Genomic DNA, 15,781 nt, shown 5'->3' on the forward strand with positions numbered 1-15,781 from the left:
CGTTCGCGCGGCCCCGCACAGGTCGCGGGCGTGCGAACGGTCCGCCGCGTCGACGCACCTCATTCCTCTCCCCCACGCACATATCCGCTCCCGATCGCCCGGTCACGTCGGCGCGGTTGCGTGAGCCTGCCTCGAAACGGAGATCTCGTGGTCATCAGTCCGGTCAAGGACGCACCGGCCATCGTCACCTCGCCGCCACCCACCAGCCGGTCGGTCGGCAGTCTGCCCGCACCGGCGCTGGTACTCGGCGCCATGGTGAGCATCCAACTCGGCGCGACGATCGCCAAACATCTATTCGAGATCGCGGGCGCCGGAACCGTTGCCTGCGTCCGTATCGCGCTCGCGGGCGCCATCGCACTGCTGATCTGGCGGCCCACCTTCCGGGTCGACCGGCGCGCCCTGCCCGCCATCGCCGGACTCGGGATCTCCATCACCGCAATGAATCTCAGCTTCTACGCGGCGATCGAACGAATCCCGCTCGGCATGGCGGTGACCATCGAATTCCTCGGTCCGCTCGCCATCGCGCTCGCCGGATCGCGGCGGTGGCGCGATGCGCTGTGCGCGGTGCTGGCGGGCATAGGCGTACTGCTACTGGTGGATTCGCGCGGACCGGTGTCCTGGACCGGCGTGCTCTTCGCGCTGGGCGCGGGGGTGTGCTGGGGTAGCTACATCGCGTTCAGCGCTGCGGTCGGCCGTCGCACCGAAGGGCAAGGCGGATTGGCGCTGGCAATGGCCTTCGGCTCGATCCTGGTGCTGCCCTTGGTATTCAGCCAGCCCCTCGCCGTCGTATTGGATATCCGGGTGCTGATCGGCGCGGCGGCCATCGCCGTACTGTCCTCACTGGTGCCGCACGGTATCGAAATGGCGGCGCTGCGCCGGATGAAGCCGTCGGTATTCGGCGTGCTCATGAGCCTCGAACCCGCCGTCGCGGCGGGCGTGGGCCTACTGCTGCTCGGTGAGGGACTCGGCCTGAACCAATGGATCGGCATCGGCCTGGTGACGCTCGCGACAGCGGGGGCGGTACGGGATACGAGTCCCGCGCTCACCGATGCCTAGCGACTACGGGCTGGGTTGTGGCACATTGCAATCCGCTACGCGGGGATTGACCCCCATATAGTTCAGCGGGCCCGCCAGAACCGTCAGAGCGATGGTGCCCGAACTCGCGCAATTGATCGGCCCGCTGTCGAAATGGTGGCGCTGACCCGAGGCGATCAGGCCGATCACGAACCACGCGATGACGATCGCACCACCCAGACTGATATTGACGCCGCGCATCGTCCGGCCTCCGTCCCACAGACGCCATCAGGCGCATTTCCCAGGTGCGCCGAATTATCCGCGCCACGGCACGACTCGCCGAAGGGTTCGGGACGAATGCGCGCCGGGAACAAGGTCGTCGTCGAGCCGGGCCGGGCGCACGAGCACCCGGCCCGGCTCCAGCCCACTACGGACTCGGCTGCGGCACATCGCAATCCGCGATCTTCGGGTTCACACCCAGATAGTTCAACGGCCCCGCGATGACGGTCACCGCGATCGTGCCCCACCCGGCACAATTCACCGGTCCGCTGTCGAAATAACCCCGCTGCGCCGCGGCGATCACCCCGATGACCAGCCAGACCAGGACCAGAACACTACCGATTCTCGGATATCTCTCGCGCATCTTCCTCTCGCGCGGCTCGTCCGGCGACGCCTCGAGCGTCACACCCAGCCGCGCTCTCCTTACCTGGCGCATACCCGGATACGGACATTTCACACGGGAACTCCCGCGCACGTCTCGACGTTGCTCCGTGCATGACAGGGCTGCTTGCCTGGATGATCCCCGGCTGGGTTCTGCTACTGCTCACAGTGGCGGTCTTCGAGGCGCTCACCAGAAAGCGCCGTAAACGCCGAAACCCGGTCTCGGGCACCTTCACCGACGAATTCACCGCCCTGTTCTACGGCACCAAGCGCATGGAACTCGACCACCGCGACTCCATCTCCATGCTCCGCGATGAACAACACCGCGCCGCCCCACCCACCATCGGCGTCGACCTGAACCGCCGCACCGCCGTCCTACGCCCGAACCCGGGCCGGGCGAACCCCCAATAGTCAGCGCCGTCCCGTATACCCGGAACTACCAACAACCCCCTCCGCACACAGCCCGGTGGAGCGCGCGGCCACGAGAGCTGAAAACTGCACGCCGAAATCCCCGTGATGTAACCGATCACGTTGTCGTCGAACACAATTGGGCGGCCCGTGCATAGCGGCACCTGGACTTGATTCGGCGATCATGATCGGATAGAACTTGATCGTTGCAATACGCAACGCGAAACGTTCTGCACGCCAACGGATTGCAGCGTGCATTGGGGTCGGGAGAATAAGGGAAATCATGCGTCGGACTATCGGCAAATTCGGTCGTAAGGCTCTCATCGGGGCATTGCCGCTCGCGGTCGCGGTGACCTTCGTGGGCGCGGGAACAGCATCTGCCGACGTCCCGGACGCGGCCCCGCAGTCGGCCCCCGTGGTACAGATGGTCGCGGCTGCGCAAGCTCCGGTCGCGGTTCAGCAGGTCGTTCCGGTCGTCGCGCAGCCCGCCGCCTCGGATGGCGCACAGTCCGCCACTCCGGAGGTCATGCAGCCGGTGGCGGCCGCGGGTGCGCAGGATATCGCCACCAATCCGAATGCGGCCAACCATGATCCGATGGCCAATGGCGCGGCAGCGGGTGCCGTTGTGGGGGCCGTGTTCGGGGCTGTTGTCTGCGGCGCCACCATTGTCGGCATTCCCCTCATCCCGCTCTGCATCCTCGGCCCCGCTTTCCAGGGTGCCCTGCTCGGCCTGATCGTCGGCGCGATCGCCCCGGATGTCATTCCGCAGGTCCTGCCCTGATCCCTCCGGGATAAACACTTCTCGTTTTCTCGCCCCGCTGCCTGCCGAGCCCCTGAACGAAGCCCGGCAGGCACGCCCATCACTGCTACGCGGTATTGATGGCGGGTCTGGTGATGGCGTCCTTACGGTGCAAACACCGACGCGCCATAAGCGGTATTCATTGAACCCGGGTTGATCGAGCCTGTGGGCTCGCCCAGGCAGTCGCTGCCGCTGTAAACGGTGACCAGTCCGGACGTGTCGTTGTGGACCTCCAGATCCATTGCCTCGGGGGCGACGTTCACGCAGCCCGACGGGTCGATCCAGTCCGTACCGTTCACTGTGAGCGTGCCCGGCGCGGCGGCCGCGGACGCGGCAACGGCAACGGCAACGGCAACGGCAACGGCAACGGCAACGATGACGATGACGGCCGATAGGCCGGTGACAACCACTTCGAATCGCTTCATACCGAACTCCTCTGCTTGGTTCGTACGGCGATCGCCCGACGCCAGCCAAGGTAACCGCCTGATTGGTGTCCGAAATGTTGCGCTGCAACAGTAACCCCGAGGCGTGGTCCGGCCGGGCCAGCGATGGCGACCCCCACCCCTGGTCATGACTCATCCGGCTGTCGGCAAATTCGTGCCCAAACCGGCGGAGTCGGACGTCGCGGAAACAGAGAAAAAGCCCCTGACCTGCTGCTGCAAGTCAGGGGCTGTGGCGGTGGCGGAGGGATTTGAACCCTCGGAGGGGGGTTACCCCTCACACGCTTTCGAGGCGTGCTCCTTAGGCCGCTCGGACACGCCACCGCCGACAACCATACCGGAACGGGGCTGGATCGCTAAATCGCCTGGAGAGGGCGGCTGATGTGCGGGATACGGCGGCGATCAGCGCTGCGTGCGGAAGAACGTGTCGAGGAGTGCGGCGCATTCCTGCTCGAGGATGCCGCCGCGGACATCGGGGCGATGGTTGAGGCGGCGATCGCGAACGACGTCCCACAGTGAGCCGACGGCACCGGTCTTCGGCTCCCACGCCCCGAACACCACCCGGCCGACGCGGGCCAGCACCAACGCGCCGGCGCACATGGTGCACGGCTCGAGCGTGACGGCCAAGGTGGTTCCCTCCAGACGCCACCCGTCACCGTGCACCTGGGCGGCGCGGCGCAGCGCGAGCACCTCGGCGTGGGCGGTCGGGTCGCCGAGAGCCTCCCTGGCGTTCGCCGCGCGAGCCAGCTCACGGCCGGTCGCGTCGAAGACGACCGCGCCGACCGGAACATCACGCGGATCTGCGGCGGCGGCCGCCTCGATCGCGGCCCGCACCATCTCGGTGTCCGAGATGATCGGGTTCTGCGGCAGATTCACGTCACCGCGGCAGCTTGTCCAACACCGCCGACAATTCGTTGGAGAAACCCAGCCGCTGAGCGATCATGCCGAGCTGCTCGTCCGGGTACAGATCGGTCTCGGCGAGGATGACGCTCAGCACCGGTTCGGGCATGCCCAGGTCGGCGAGCACGCCGAGATCGCCCTCTTCCCAGGGCTCGATGTCGTCCAGTTCGTCCGGATCGATATCGGGGATTTCCACATTCAGCGCCTCGAGTACATCGGCGGCGATGTCGTAGTCGATCGCGGCCGTCGCATCCGAAACCAGCATCCTGGTGCCGCTCGGTGCCGGCCGGAGCACGATGAAGAATTCGTCATCGATGTCCAAGAGCCCGAACACCGCGCCGGAGCTGCGCAATGCCTTCAGTTCGTCCTCCGCCGCGGACAAGTTGGTGAGTGCCGCCTGGCTCAACGGACTGCACCGCCACTTGCCTTCTTCGCGGACAACCGCCACTGCGAACCCTTCCACGTCGTCGTAATCTTCCGACGCCGCCCTGTTCGTGCCCGAGCGCTGTGCTGCCATGGGCGCAACGGTAGTCTGCTCGACCCGAAATGTTGAAGTCGTATGCCAATCTGTTCCGATGACTCGTGACCAGAAAGCATCCGTCTGTGTCCTCGGGGCGGGCTTGATCGGCGGTTCCCTGCTGCGCGCCGCCGCGGCCGCGGGCTACGAAGTGTTTGGATACAACCGGTCCGCGGCCGGCGCGCAGGCGGCACGCCAGGACGGATTCGACGTCGGCGCGGACCTACCCGCCACGCTGACCCGGGCCGCCGCGGCCGATGCGCTGATCGTCATCGCGGTGCCGATGCCCGCGGTCGACCACATCCTGGCCGATATCGCCACCTTCGCCCCCGAATGCGCGCTGACCGATGTGGTGAGCGTGAAGGCGCCGGTCGCCGCGGCGGTTCGCGAACACGGTCTGTCGGCGCGCTTCGTCGGGGGCCATCCGATGACCGGTACCTCCGAATCCGGCTGGGCGGCGACCGATTCCGAACTCTTCCGTGGTGCGGTGTGGGCGGTCGGAGTGGACGAGGGCACCCACGTGGAACCGTGGACCCGGGTGGTGCGGCTGGCGCTGGACTGCGGATCGGTGGTGGTGCCGGTGGTCGCGGCGGAGCACGATCGGGCCGTCGCCCGGATCTCGCACCTGCCGCACGTGCTGGCCGAGGCGCTCGCGGTGGCCGGTGCCGCCGGTGGTCCGCTGGCGCTGGGGCTGGCGGCTGGTTCGTTCCGGGACGGTACCCGGGTCGCGGCGACCGCGCCCGATCTGGTGCGCGCCATCTGCGAACCGAATGCCGAGGCGCTGCTCGCCGTGCTGGAGGAAACGCTCACGGTGCTCGGCGCGGCCCGGGACAGTCTGCGAGCGGAGGGCTCGCTCGCCGATCTCGTCACCGCCGGGCACGACGGCAGACAGGACTACGACACCGCGCAGCGCTGGGAGATCAGGGATATCCGGCCCGGCGACCACAATTGGCTCGAACAGCTGCGCGACGCGGGTCTGCGCGGCGGTGTCCTGACCGAGCTGCGGAGCTGAGCCCGCGGATCAGATGCGTTCGGCCAGGCCGGGGTAGTCGAGCAGGAAGCCGTCCGCATCCACGGTCACCGTGGCGCTGGAGACCGGGGACAGCACGCTGATGCCGTCACTGGCGGCGCTATAGGTGAGGCTGGCTTCCTGAACCAGCAGGTCGGGTAGCCGGACGTAGACGACGGGAACCTGGATCTCGTCGACGGCATGCTGCAGACCGTAGCGGCGGATGGGCAGCGTATTGAAGAACGGGCTGAGCACCACGTCGACGTCGAGGGCCCCCGCGAAGGTGGAACGCACATGGTTGCCGCCCGCGTCCACCAGCCAGTAGTTCTCTTCATCCCGCGCGATCGAGGCATGCCGCTCCCCCGCCGAGGTGGTGGCGCGCACCGACAGCCGTTTAGTGACCCCGTTCTCGTCGGTGACCAGGTCATAGGACGCGCTGAACGCGGGATGATCCGCACATGCGCCACCGATCATGCGACCGGCGGCACGGATACGGTTGCCGTTCAGCGTCACACGCACCGACTCCATCCGCGTGGCGTTATGGGACCGCCACGTAAGAATCGCCGGCCACCGGGATGCGCTCTCGGAGCCAGAGGCTGCATTGGTCACCTATCTACCGTAAGCGACAAACCCCCCACGAACGCACCACACCGGCCCCGTGCCCGCATCACACCACCGCCGCATCGACGCTGGCGGCGTGATCTTCACAGAGGGTCCGTACGCCCTACAGAGGGTGCACGCTCTGTAGGGCGTACAGAAGGTCTGTGGGAGGACCACCCTGATCGGATAGACACCGGACATCAGACCAGGGAGTCGCGCCAGGCGGCGTGTAGGCCCGCGAAGCGGCCGGTGCCTGCGATCAGTGCGGCGGGGGCGCCGTCTTCGATGATTCGGCCCTGTTCCAGGACCAGTACTCGGTCGGCGATGGAGACTGTGGAGAGGCGGTGGGCGATGATCACGGCGGTGCGATGACGGAGGACCGTTTCCAGCGCTCGCTGCACCAGGCGCTCGCCCGGGATGTCCAGGCTCGAGGTGGCCTCGTCCAGCACGATCACCGCGGGATCCGCCAGGAACACTCTGGCGAACGCGACCAGCTGCCGCTGGCCCGCCGAGAGCCGTCCGCCGCGTTTGCGGACATCGGTGCCGAAGCCGTCGGGTAGCGCGGCGACGAAGTCGTACAGCCCGACCGCTCTGGCCGCCGCGTGCACCTCCTCGTCGGTGGCGTCGGGCCTGCCGAGGCGGATGTTGTCGGCGACCGAACCGGAGAACAGGTACGACTCCTGGGTGACCATGACGACATGGCGACGCAGGTCGGTGTCGGTGAGCATGCGCAGGTCGATGCCGTCCAGGGTCACCGTGCCGCCGGACGGGTCGTAGAACCGGGTCAGCAGCTTGGCCAGCGTCGACTTGCCCGCGCCCGTCGCGCCCACCAGCGCGATCACCTGCCCGGCCGGAATCTCCAGCGTGAACTCCGGTAGCACGGGGCGCGCCGAGGTCGGCGCCGCGGCGCCGTCCGGTCGCTTCGCCCCGGTGTCGTAGCCGAACCAGACCCGATCCATTCGCACCGCGCCGGCCGCCTTCGCGAGCGCAATCGGGTCGGTGGGCTCGGCGACCGATGGCTCTTCCTCCAGCACGCCGGAGATCTTCTCCAGCGCCGCGGCCGCGGACTGGTAGGAGTTGAAGACCTGCGCGAGTTCGTCCAGCGGGCCGTAGAACTCGTTGAGGTAGAGCAGGTATGCCGCGAGCACGCCGACCGCGAGGTTGCCCTCGATCACCTGCCAGGCGCCGACCACGATGACGATCACCGTGGTCAGATTGCCGAGCAGACGGGTCAATCCGGCGTAATCGCCCATGCCGCGCATCGCGGTGGTCGTCGCCTTGCGGTACTCCGCGTCCTCGATGGCCAGCACCGACTCATTGCGCTGCTCACGCCGGAAGGCTTGCACCGCGCGCATGCCGCCCATCGACTCGACGAACTGCACGACGACCTTCGCGATGGCGCCCCTGGTGCGCCGGTAGCCCGCCCGCTGCCTGCGCTGAGCCCAGCGGGTGACCAGCGCCAGCGGGACGAAGCCGATCAGCACGATGGCGGCCAGGGTCGGATCGAGGTAGATCAGCAGCACGGCGATGGTCAGCACCGAAAGGATCGCGCTCAGCGCCTGATTCAGCGCGCCCTCCAGCAATTCCTGCAGGGTTTCGATGTCACCGGTCAACCGGGCAACCACCTTGCCCGAGGTGTACTTCTCGTGGAAGGACACGCTGAGGCGCTGCATATGCGCGAAAGAGCGCACCCGCAGATCGAACAGCACACTCTGGCTGAGGCTGCCGGAGACCCGCAGGAAGCAGAATGTGGTGACCACGCCGACCCCGACGGAGCCGAGGTAACCGGCCACGGTCCAGGTCAGCGGCGCCCAATTACCCTCGGCGCCCTTCGCGATTCCGGTGTCGAGGCCGTGCGCGATGAACAGCGGCGCCGATACCATCGCGGCGTTGTCCACCACGATCAGCACCAGGGCCAGCACCGCCAGCTTGCGGTACGGCCGAACCAGACTCATCAGCAGGCGACGGGACCGCCCGGCCAGCACCAGATTTCCGGCCTCGGTGACTTCCCTGTCCTCGCTGGCGATGCCGCGCCAATCAGCGGATTCGTCGTGTTCCGGCGAATCCTGCTGCGGTGTCGGGTCTTTCACGGCACCTTCGGATCCACTCACCATCTCACCTCCGATCGAGTCAGTGGTCACTGGTGGACAGCGCCCGGTCGGGCGTGTCTTCGGACTCGGGCGACGCCGACCCGCCCATCAGCTCCCGATAGTGGGCGCTGGTGCGGAGCAGCTGCTCGTGGGTGCCCTCGACGGCGATGCGGCCGTCGGCGAGCAGCGCCACCCGGTCGGCCAGCGCCGCCGTGGAAGGCCGATGCGCGACAAGCAGTGTCGTCGCACCCACGAGTACGGTGCGCAGCCGTTCCTGCACCCGTTCCTCGGTCTCCACATCGAGCGCCGAGAGCGGGTCGTCGAGGACCATGATTCTGGAGCGGTTCCCGGCGCTCGCCCGGCTCAGCACCGCGCGAGCCAGGGCGAGCCGCTGACGCTGGCCGCCGGACAGGCTCAGCCCCTGCTCGCCGATCCTGGTGTCCAGGCCCCACGGCAGGTTGTCGACGAATTCGGTGGCCTGGGCGACATCGAGGGCGCGGCGCACATCGGCGTCGGTGGCCTCCGGGTCGCCGAGCGCGACGTTCTCCCGCACGCTGGCCGAGAACAGCACCGGCTCCTCGAACGCGACCGTCACCAATGACCGCAGGTCGGCGATCCGCATGCTCGCGATGTCGATGCCGTCGATGGTGACGACACCGCCGGAGACGTCGTAGAGCCGTGGAATCAGATTGAGCAACGCGGACTTTCCGCTGCCGGTCGCACCGACCAGCGCCACCGTCTCACCCGGGCGCACCCGCAGCGAGACGTCCTGGAGCACATCGACCTCCACGCGATTGTCACCGGACTTCTCGTCCGCACCGCGTGGGAAGGCGAAACGCACACCGGTCAGACGCAATTCGCCCGCGATCCGCTCCGGCAACCGCACCGGATCGGCCGGATCGGTGATATCGACAGGGGTATCGATGATCTCCCAGTACCGGTCCGCGGCGGTGCGGGCGTCGTTCAGCTCGGCGAGCAGGAAGCCGGTCCAGATGATCGGCCACTGCAGGAAGGTCGCCAACGTGATGCCCGCGACCAGGGTGCCCAGCGTCATACTGCCTGCCGCCACGGCGTATCCGCCGTAGCCGAGCGCGAAGGCGATGGCCAGCTGCGGCAGGCTCGTCATCGCCGACCACAGCGTCGCGTCCAGCCGGACCTTCAGCAGCTCGGTCTGCTGCAATTCCCGCGATTGCGCGGTGAATCGGGCGCCGAAGAACGCGCCGCGGCCGAATGCCTTGAGCACCCGCACACCCTGCGCCGACTCCTCCGCGGTGGTGGCCAGGTCACCCGATTGATCCTGGGACCGTCGCGAGGCCACCTCGTAGCGCCGCACGAATCTGGTGCAGATGTAGCTGAGCGGGATCGAGATCAGCGCGAAGATCAGGCCGACCTGCCAGCTCAGCGCGAGCAGCGTCAACAGGCCCACCGGGATCACGATGAAGTGGATGACCAGGAACGGCCCGGCGAAGGCGACGAACCGGCGCATCGTGGCCAGGTCGTCGACCGCGCGCGAGAGCAGCTGACCCGACTCCCACGCGTCGTGTCTGCCGATCGCCAAGGCCTGTAGCTTGCGGTAGATCTTGGCGCGCATGGTGATTTCGAATTCGGTCGCGGGCCCGGAGACCAGCCAGCGCCTGCCCCAGACGCCCGCCGCCTCCAGCAGGCCGAGCAACAGCACCAGCGCGACGGGCCCGAGCAGGCCCGCGAAATCGCGGTGCGCGATCGGTCCATCGATGATTCGCGCGATCACCAGTGGAATCACGATCGCGGTGAGGGTGGCGAGTACCGCGAGGGCGGTCGCCCCGAGTAGCGCGGCCCGATGTGGCCGCAGATACGGCCAGAAGCGCCGCAGCGAGTGCAAGCGGCCCGGCGCGGAGGCGACGGGCCGCTCGGGTCTATCGGCCTCCGACTCGGTCGTCGGCGACTCCAATGCGAGTGACAAAGCTCCCCCTGCCGGTTGGTGGTTTGCGGTGTCCGCCAGATGCGACGCCCGGTGATGTTCGCACCGAGGTCCGACATTCCAGAGTGGCACCGAAACCCACACCGGCCAACCGATTTTTCGCCCGCCGATAGCCCGCCAGCAGCCAATACGCGGGGCCGTCTACGAGGCACGCCGATCGGCGCACCGGATTTACCGGCGCGCCGGCCTTCCGGCCGCGGCGTCGAACTACCGCACCCCCGCGCGCTGCGGCTCGAGCTCATTCGGCGCATCCGGGAAGGACTGCTGCTGATAGCCGCCGCGCAAGGTGCCCTCCAGATAGGCGGCGCGGCAGGCGCGGCGGGCGATCTTGCCGCTGGAAGTGCGCGGAATCGAGCCCGCGGGGACCAGCAGCAGGTCGCGCACGGTGACGCCGTGGCGCTGGGCGATGGCGGCGCGCACGATATCGGCGATCGGCTCGGGGTCGAGCTTGCCCGCGCCGGTGCCGCGTTCGGCGACGACCACCAGTTGTTCGGAGGTGTCGTCGGCGTCGAAGCGCAGACCCGAATGACTGCCCTGTGCGAAAACCTCGGCGGGCAGCTGGTTGGCGGGCACCGAGAAGGCCGCGACGAAACCCGGCCGCAGCGCCGAATTCGCCTCCTGCGCCGAGAATTCCAGATCCTGCGGATAGTGGTTGCGTCCGTCGACGATCACCAGATCCTTCACCCGGCCGGTGATGTACAGCTCACCGTCGAGGTAGGCGCCGAAATCGCCGGTGCGCATCCATTGCGCGTCGGGTTCGGTTCCCTGCGCGTGGCTGCCCTTGCGCAGCCGCCGGGCCAGCCGATTGCGGAAGGTCGCCTCACTCTCCTCCGGACGACCCCAGTAGCCGATGCCCATATTGTTCCCGTGCAGCCAGATCTCACCGACCGAGCCATCGGGTTGTTCGGTGCCGTGCTCGGGATCGACGATCGCCGCCCACTGCGATAGTGCGACATAACCGCACGAAACCTGCGCGATGGCATTATCGGCGTCCGGGGCGACCTGCACCATGCGGCCCGCGTTCAGCTCGCCGCGATCCACGTAGACGACCTTCGCTTCGTCGGAATTCTTTGTCGCCGAGACGAACAGCGTCGCTTCTGCCATGCCGTAGCACGGTTTTATCGCGGTCTTGGGCAGCCCGTACGGCGCGAACGCGTCGTTGAATTTCTTCATCGACGACACCGACACCGGCTCGCTGCCGTTGATCAATCCGATCACATTCGATAGGTCGAGGTCCTCGCCCGGCTTGGGCAGGCCACGGACCGCAGCATGTTCGAACGCGAAATTCGGTGCGGCGGCGAAGGTTCCGGCGCCATCGGAAACAGCGGCCAGCTCCTTTATCCAGCGGTACGGGCGCCGCACGAACGCGCTCGGCGACATGATGGTGATGAAGCCACCGCCGATGGTCGGCAGGATCACACACAGCAGACCCATATCGTGGAACAGCGGTAGCCAGGTGACCCCGCGCGAATTCTCGGTGACGCCGATGGCGTCGATCATCTGCAACAGATTGGTGCCGACGGCCCGGTGCGTGATCTCCACACCGGCCGGGGTTCGGGTCGAACCCGAGGTGTATTGCAGGTAGGCGATGTCGTCGATCTCGATATCCGGCCACACCCATTGCGCGCCGACGCTGTCGGGAATGGCGTCCACCGCGATGATGCGCGGACGCTGCGTGGCGGGCAGATGCCGGAAGAAGTTCCGCACCCCCGCCGCCGCCGTGGAGACCGTCAGAATCGCCGCGGGCGTGCAGTCGTTGAGCACCGCGTGCAACCGGTCGGTGTGGCCCTGCTCCTCCGGATCGAACAGCGGCACGGCGATATTGCCCGCGTAGACCGCGGCGAAGAGCGAGACCACATAGTCGAGGCCCTGCGGGGCCAGAATGGCCACCCGATCCCGCTGCCGCGATACCTGTTGCAGCCGGGCCGCCACCGCGCGCAGCCGGACACCGAACTCGCGCCAGGTCAGGTCCTGGTACTCGCCATCGCGCTCGCGCGAATAGTCGATGTAGCGATACGCGAGTCCGTCCCCGTTCTCCGCGCTGTGCTTGTCGACGAAGTCGATCAGGGTTTTGTCACCCGGGATCTTGATATTGCCCTGTTCGTCCACATAGTCGTCAAAGGTCTCGCCGATCATTCGTCATATCCTTTATCCAACGCACGCGCGGGGGCGTGCAGTGACACCGAACACAGAACGACACTGGAGTGCCGGGAAGGTTAGCAGGTCTGCCGCCCGACTTCATTGCACATCGACATTACTCAGTACCTGCCGAAGGCCAGCGCGACGTTGTGGCCGCCGAATCCGAAGGAATTGTTCACCGCGTAATCGATCGCGCCGGGCCTGCACTGGCCACGCACGATGTCGAGATCGACCTCGGGATCCTGATTCTCCAGATTCAACGTCGGGGGGACGATGGCGTCCCGGATGCTCAGCACGGTCAGCACCGATTCCAGCGCGCCGACGGCGCCGATCGAATGGCCGAGTGCCGACTTGGGCGCGTAGACCGAGGCGTGGCTGCCGACGGCCTTCCTGATCGCCCGCGCCTCGGCGGTATCGCCGATCGGGGTCGCGGTGGCGTGCGCGTTGATATGGCCGACATCGCCCTTGGACAGGCCCGCCGTCTGCAGCGCGCGCGTCATGGCGCGGGCCGCGCCGGAACCCTCGGGATCGGGGGCCACCAGGTGGAAGCCGTCGGAGGTGACGCCCGCCCCCATCATCCGCGCGTGGATGGTCGCACCACGCGCCTTGGCGTGTTCCTCGGTCTCGAGCACCATCATCGCGCCCGCCTCACCGAAGACGAATCCGTCGCGGTCCATATCGAATGGGCGGGAAGCGCATTTGGGATCGTCGTTGCGGGTGCTCATCGCGCGCATCATGGTGAACGCGGCGATCGCGATGGCCTGGATCGAACCCTCGACACCGCCGGTGACCACCATGTCGGCATCACCCATCACGATCATCTTCCAGGCATTGGCGATCGCCTCCGATCCGGACGAACAGGCCGACACCGGGGTCGCCACCCCGGCCCGGGCGCCGAGCTCGACCGCGACGCAGGCGGCCGCGCCGTTGGGCATCACCGCCTGCACGGTCAGCGGGGAGACCTTGCGGTAACCGCCGTTGGCCAGTTTGTCCCTGGCATGGACGATGGCCTCGGCGCCGCCGAGACCGGTGCCGATGGAGACCCCGAGCCGATCCTTGTCCACCTCCGGACTGCCCGCGTTGCGCCAGACCTCGCGGCCGAGCACCGTCGCCATCTGTTCCACATAGGCCAGCCTGCGGGCCTCGCCGGGGGTGAGGCTGGCCGAGGGCGCGATCTTCAGGTGTCCGCCGATGCGTACCGGGAGTTCGAACTGGTCGATGAAGGAATCGTCGAGAACATCGATGCCGCTCTCCCCGTTGAGTAGTCCCTTCCAGGTGGAGTCGACGTCACCGGCGATCGACGTGGTGGCCGCGAGGCTCGTCACGACGACGTTCGGGTAGTCCCCGCATTTGGTGGACGAAGTCTGCATCGTTGGCTCGCTTTCCTGGCCTCGCATGGATCAATCCGGGACTGCGCATCGACGCTGGGCGCCGGGAGGTAAGCAAAGAACGGGGCTATAGAACTGCCCCCGCCGTGAGAAGCCGTGGTCGAGATGCGGCCGATTGGCATTATCGGGGAGCTCGAGCTAATCCGCAGCATGACACGCAAACCCGGTTCGCGCCACCCGGCCGGTGCTCATGGGGGCCGTGACTCGAGTAGTCTCGGCACCCGTCGTGATTTCGCGAGAGGCGAGAAGGGAAGACGGTGACGGGCGGGCGAATGGTCGGACTGTTCGCCGGGATCGGCGGGCTGGAACTCGGCCTGGCCGGGCACGGCTGGCGCTCCGAGCTGCTCTGCGAGATCGACCCTGGCGCGGGCGCGGTGCTCGCGACCCACTTTCCCGAGGTCGAGTTGCATACGGATGTCACTCGCCTGCGGTCGATTCCGGCCGGGACCGAACTCGTCGCGGCGGGCTTTCCGTGTCAGGACCTTTCACAGGCCGGGCGGACCGCCGGAATCACCGGCGCGCGCTCCGGATTGGTCGACGAGGTATTCCGGCTGGTGCGCCGTCAACGCGGACCGCGTTGGCTGCTGATCGAAAATGTCCCGTTCATGCTGCAATTGGGCCGCGGCGCCGCGATGCGGCACATCACGAGCGCGCTGGAGGAGCTCGGCTACACCTGGGCATACCGGGTGGTCGACGCTCGCGCGTTCGGGCTGCCGCAACGCCGTCAGCGGGTGCTGATGCTGGCCTCGCGCACCGAGGATCCGCGCCCGGTGCTGTTCGGAACCGATGCCGGGCCCGCGGAAGTCGGTGACCCGGAACGGGATCCGTGCGGCTTCTACTGGACCGAAGGCGTGCGTGGCCTCGGCTGGGCGGTGAATGCGGTGCCCACACTCAAGGGCGGTTCGGCGCTCGGCATCGCCAGCCCACCCGCGGTGCGGCTGCCCTCGGGTGAGATCGTCACCCCCGGCATCGTCGACGGCGAACGACTACAGGGCTTCGCGGCGGACTGGACCGCACCCGCGACCACGGCGCCGGGTGTCCGGCCCGGCCATCGCTGGAAGCTGGTCGGCAATGCGGTGAGCGTGCGGATGGCCGGATGGGTCGGGGCCCGGCTGGCCGCCCCGGACGGCGCGCCACCGGACTATCTCCGCCTCGCTCCCGGCCAGCCGTGGCCGGTCGCCGCGTGGGGACATGACGGGGTCGCGCATCGGGTGCCGGTGTCGACCTGGCCGGTGCACGAACCGTACGAGGACCTGAAGAATTTCCTCACCGATTCCCGGCTGCTCTCGGCCAGGGCCACGGCCGGATTCCTCCGCCGCACCGGCATGGGCAAGCTGCGGTTCCCGCCCGGCTTTCTGGACGATGTGGAGAGCCACCTCGACCGCATGGGAGGCTGGGCGGCATGACCGCACGGCCGCGCACCGACGCCGCCACCAGTGCGCGGATGGCGCGGCAACGGCGCGCCGGAACACGACCCGAGCTGGCGTTGCGCCGCGAACTGCACCGGCGCGGATTGCGCTATTTCGTGGACCGGGCGCCGCTACCGGGACAGCGGCGGCGCGCCGACCTGGTATTTCCGCGACTGCGGGTCGCGGTCTACGTAGACGGATGCTTCTGGCATCGCTGCCCCGTGCACGCGACGGATCCGAAGAACAATGCCGAATGGTGGGCGGCCAAGCTGGCGGGCAATGTGACCCGCGATCGCGCCACCGATGCGCAGCTGACCGCGGCGGGCTGGCGGGTCGTGCGGATCTGGGAACACGAGGATCCCGTCGTCGCGGCGGATCGGGTACAGACCGCGCTGCGCGAGTGAGCGCTAGCGGCGCCGCCTCCGGACCAGACCGCGCGGTGCGTGCG

The 15,781-nt window shown here is 67.7% G+C and carries 16 protein-coding genes and 1 tRNA gene; 6 read left to right on the plus strand and 11 right to left on the minus strand.

Annotated elements, in window-relative coordinates; genetic code table 11:
- Window positions 1-147: 147 nt before the first annotated feature.
- Window positions 148-1,056: an EamA family transporter gene (locus tag AB0H61_RS23550; protein ID WP_357307936.1), complete on the plus strand. Its 909-nt coding sequence runs from the start codon at window positions 148-150 to the stop codon at window positions 1,054-1,056.
- Between the two features lie 3 nt (window positions 1,057-1,059).
- Here AB0H61_RS23550 and AB0H61_RS23555 read toward each other — a convergent pair whose 3' ends face one another.
- Window positions 1,060-1,275, minus strand: coding sequence for a hypothetical protein (locus AB0H61_RS23555; protein ID WP_357307938.1), 216 nt, complete (start codon window positions 1,273-1,275; stop codon window positions 1,060-1,062).
- Between the two features lie 166 nt (window positions 1,276-1,441).
- Window positions 1,442-1,657 carry a hypothetical protein gene (locus AB0H61_RS23560; RefSeq protein WP_357308318.1) on the minus strand — a complete coding sequence of 72 codons (216 nt, stop codon included), beginning with the start codon at window positions 1,655-1,657 and terminating at the stop codon, window positions 1,442-1,444.
- A 131-nt stretch (window positions 1,658-1,788) separates the two neighbouring features.
- On the opposite strand from AB0H61_RS23560, the gene AB0H61_RS23565 reads away from it, so the two are divergent.
- Both AB0H61_RS23565 and AB0H61_RS23570 read left to right on the plus strand, forming a co-directional pair.
- Window positions 1,789-2,085, plus strand: a complete 297-nt coding sequence (locus AB0H61_RS23565; RefSeq protein ID WP_357307940.1) for a DUF6191 domain-containing protein — start codon at window positions 1,789-1,791, stop codon at window positions 2,083-2,085.
- Window positions 2,086-2,365: 280 nt separating this feature from the next.
- Window positions 2,366-2,863, plus strand: coding sequence for a hypothetical protein (locus tag AB0H61_RS23570; RefSeq protein WP_357307942.1), 498 nt, complete (start codon window positions 2,366-2,368; stop codon window positions 2,861-2,863).
- A gap of 122 nt (window positions 2,864-2,985) precedes the next feature.
- On the opposite strand, the gene AB0H61_RS23575 is transcribed toward AB0H61_RS23570, so the two are convergent.
- The 4 genes from AB0H61_RS23575 to AB0H61_RS23590 form a co-directional block, all read right to left on the minus strand.
- The gene (locus AB0H61_RS23575; RefSeq protein WP_357307944.1) at window positions 2,986-3,306 is read right to left on the minus strand and encodes a hypothetical protein; all 321 of its coding nucleotides are present in this window, start codon (window positions 3,304-3,306) and stop codon (window positions 2,986-2,988) included.
- A 248-nt stretch (window positions 3,307-3,554) separates the two neighbouring features.
- Window positions 3,555-3,645: transfer RNA gene (locus tag AB0H61_RS23580), tRNA-Ser, on the minus strand.
- A 78-nt stretch (window positions 3,646-3,723) separates the two neighbouring features.
- On the minus strand, window positions 3,724-4,158 hold the full coding sequence (locus tag AB0H61_RS23585) for a nucleoside deaminase (protein WP_357308321.1): 435 nt from the start codon (window positions 4,156-4,158) through the stop codon (window positions 3,724-3,726).
- A 40-nt stretch (window positions 4,159-4,198) separates the two neighbouring features.
- Window positions 4,199-4,738, minus strand: a complete 540-nt coding sequence (locus AB0H61_RS23590) for a tRNA adenosine deaminase-associated protein (protein ID WP_357307946.1) — start codon at window positions 4,736-4,738, stop codon at window positions 4,199-4,201.
- Window positions 4,739-4,796: 58 nt separating this feature from the next.
- On the opposite strand from AB0H61_RS23590, the gene AB0H61_RS23595 reads away from it, so the two are divergent.
- A complete protein-coding gene (locus AB0H61_RS23595) occupies window positions 4,797-5,750 on the plus strand; it encodes a prephenate dehydrogenase (protein ID WP_357307948.1) in 954 nt (317 codons plus the stop codon).
- Between the two features lie 9 nt (window positions 5,751-5,759).
- Here AB0H61_RS23595 and AB0H61_RS23600 read toward each other — a convergent pair whose 3' ends face one another.
- The 5 genes from AB0H61_RS23600 to AB0H61_RS23620 all read right to left on the minus strand — a co-directional run bounded on the left by AB0H61_RS23600 (window position 5,760) and on the right by AB0H61_RS23620 (window position 13,906).
- Window positions 5,760-6,356: a putative glycolipid-binding domain-containing protein gene (locus tag AB0H61_RS23600; RefSeq protein ID WP_357307950.1), complete on the minus strand. Its 597-nt coding sequence runs from the start codon at window positions 6,354-6,356 to the stop codon at window positions 5,760-5,762.
- A 191-nt stretch (window positions 6,357-6,547) separates the two neighbouring features.
- The gene (locus tag AB0H61_RS23605; protein ID WP_357307952.1) at window positions 6,548-8,458 is read right to left on the minus strand and encodes an ABC transporter ATP-binding protein; all 1,911 of its coding nucleotides are present in this window, start codon (window positions 8,456-8,458) and stop codon (window positions 6,548-6,550) included.
- 19 nt (window positions 8,459-8,477) lie between these two features.
- Window positions 8,478-10,379, minus strand: coding sequence for an ABC transporter ATP-binding protein (locus AB0H61_RS23610; RefSeq protein WP_357307954.1), 1,902 nt, complete (start codon window positions 10,377-10,379; stop codon window positions 8,478-8,480).
- Between the two features lie 225 nt (window positions 10,380-10,604).
- Window positions 10,605-12,530, minus strand: a complete 1,926-nt coding sequence (fadD32, locus tag AB0H61_RS23615) for a long-chain-fatty-acid--AMP ligase FadD32 (RefSeq protein ID WP_357308324.1) — start codon at window positions 12,528-12,530, stop codon at window positions 10,605-10,607.
- Between the two features lie 125 nt (window positions 12,531-12,655).
- A complete protein-coding gene (locus tag AB0H61_RS23620) occupies window positions 12,656-13,906 on the minus strand; it encodes a KasA/KasB family beta-ketoacyl-ACP synthase (RefSeq protein WP_357307956.1) in 1,251 nt (416 codons plus the stop codon).
- Between the two features lie 290 nt (window positions 13,907-14,196).
- Here AB0H61_RS23620 and dcm point away from each other — a divergent pair, with 290 nt between their 5' ends.
- Window positions 14,197-15,330 carry a DNA (cytosine-5-)-methyltransferase gene (gene dcm / locus AB0H61_RS23625; RefSeq protein ID WP_357308327.1) on the plus strand — a complete coding sequence of 378 codons (1,134 nt, stop codon included), beginning with the start codon at window positions 14,197-14,199 and terminating at the stop codon, window positions 15,328-15,330.
- Window positions 15,327-15,737, plus strand: coding sequence for a very short patch repair endonuclease (locus tag AB0H61_RS23630; RefSeq protein WP_357307957.1), 411 nt, complete (start codon window positions 15,327-15,329; stop codon window positions 15,735-15,737). Before dcm ends, AB0H61_RS23630 begins: the two co-directional genes overlap by 4 nt.
- The last annotated feature ends 44 nt before the right edge of the window (window positions 15,738-15,781 follow it).

It is taken from the genome of Nocardia sp. NPDC050710 (genome assembly GCF_040654375.1).
Lineage (GTDB): Bacteria > Actinomycetota > Actinomycetes > Mycobacteriales > Mycobacteriaceae > Nocardia.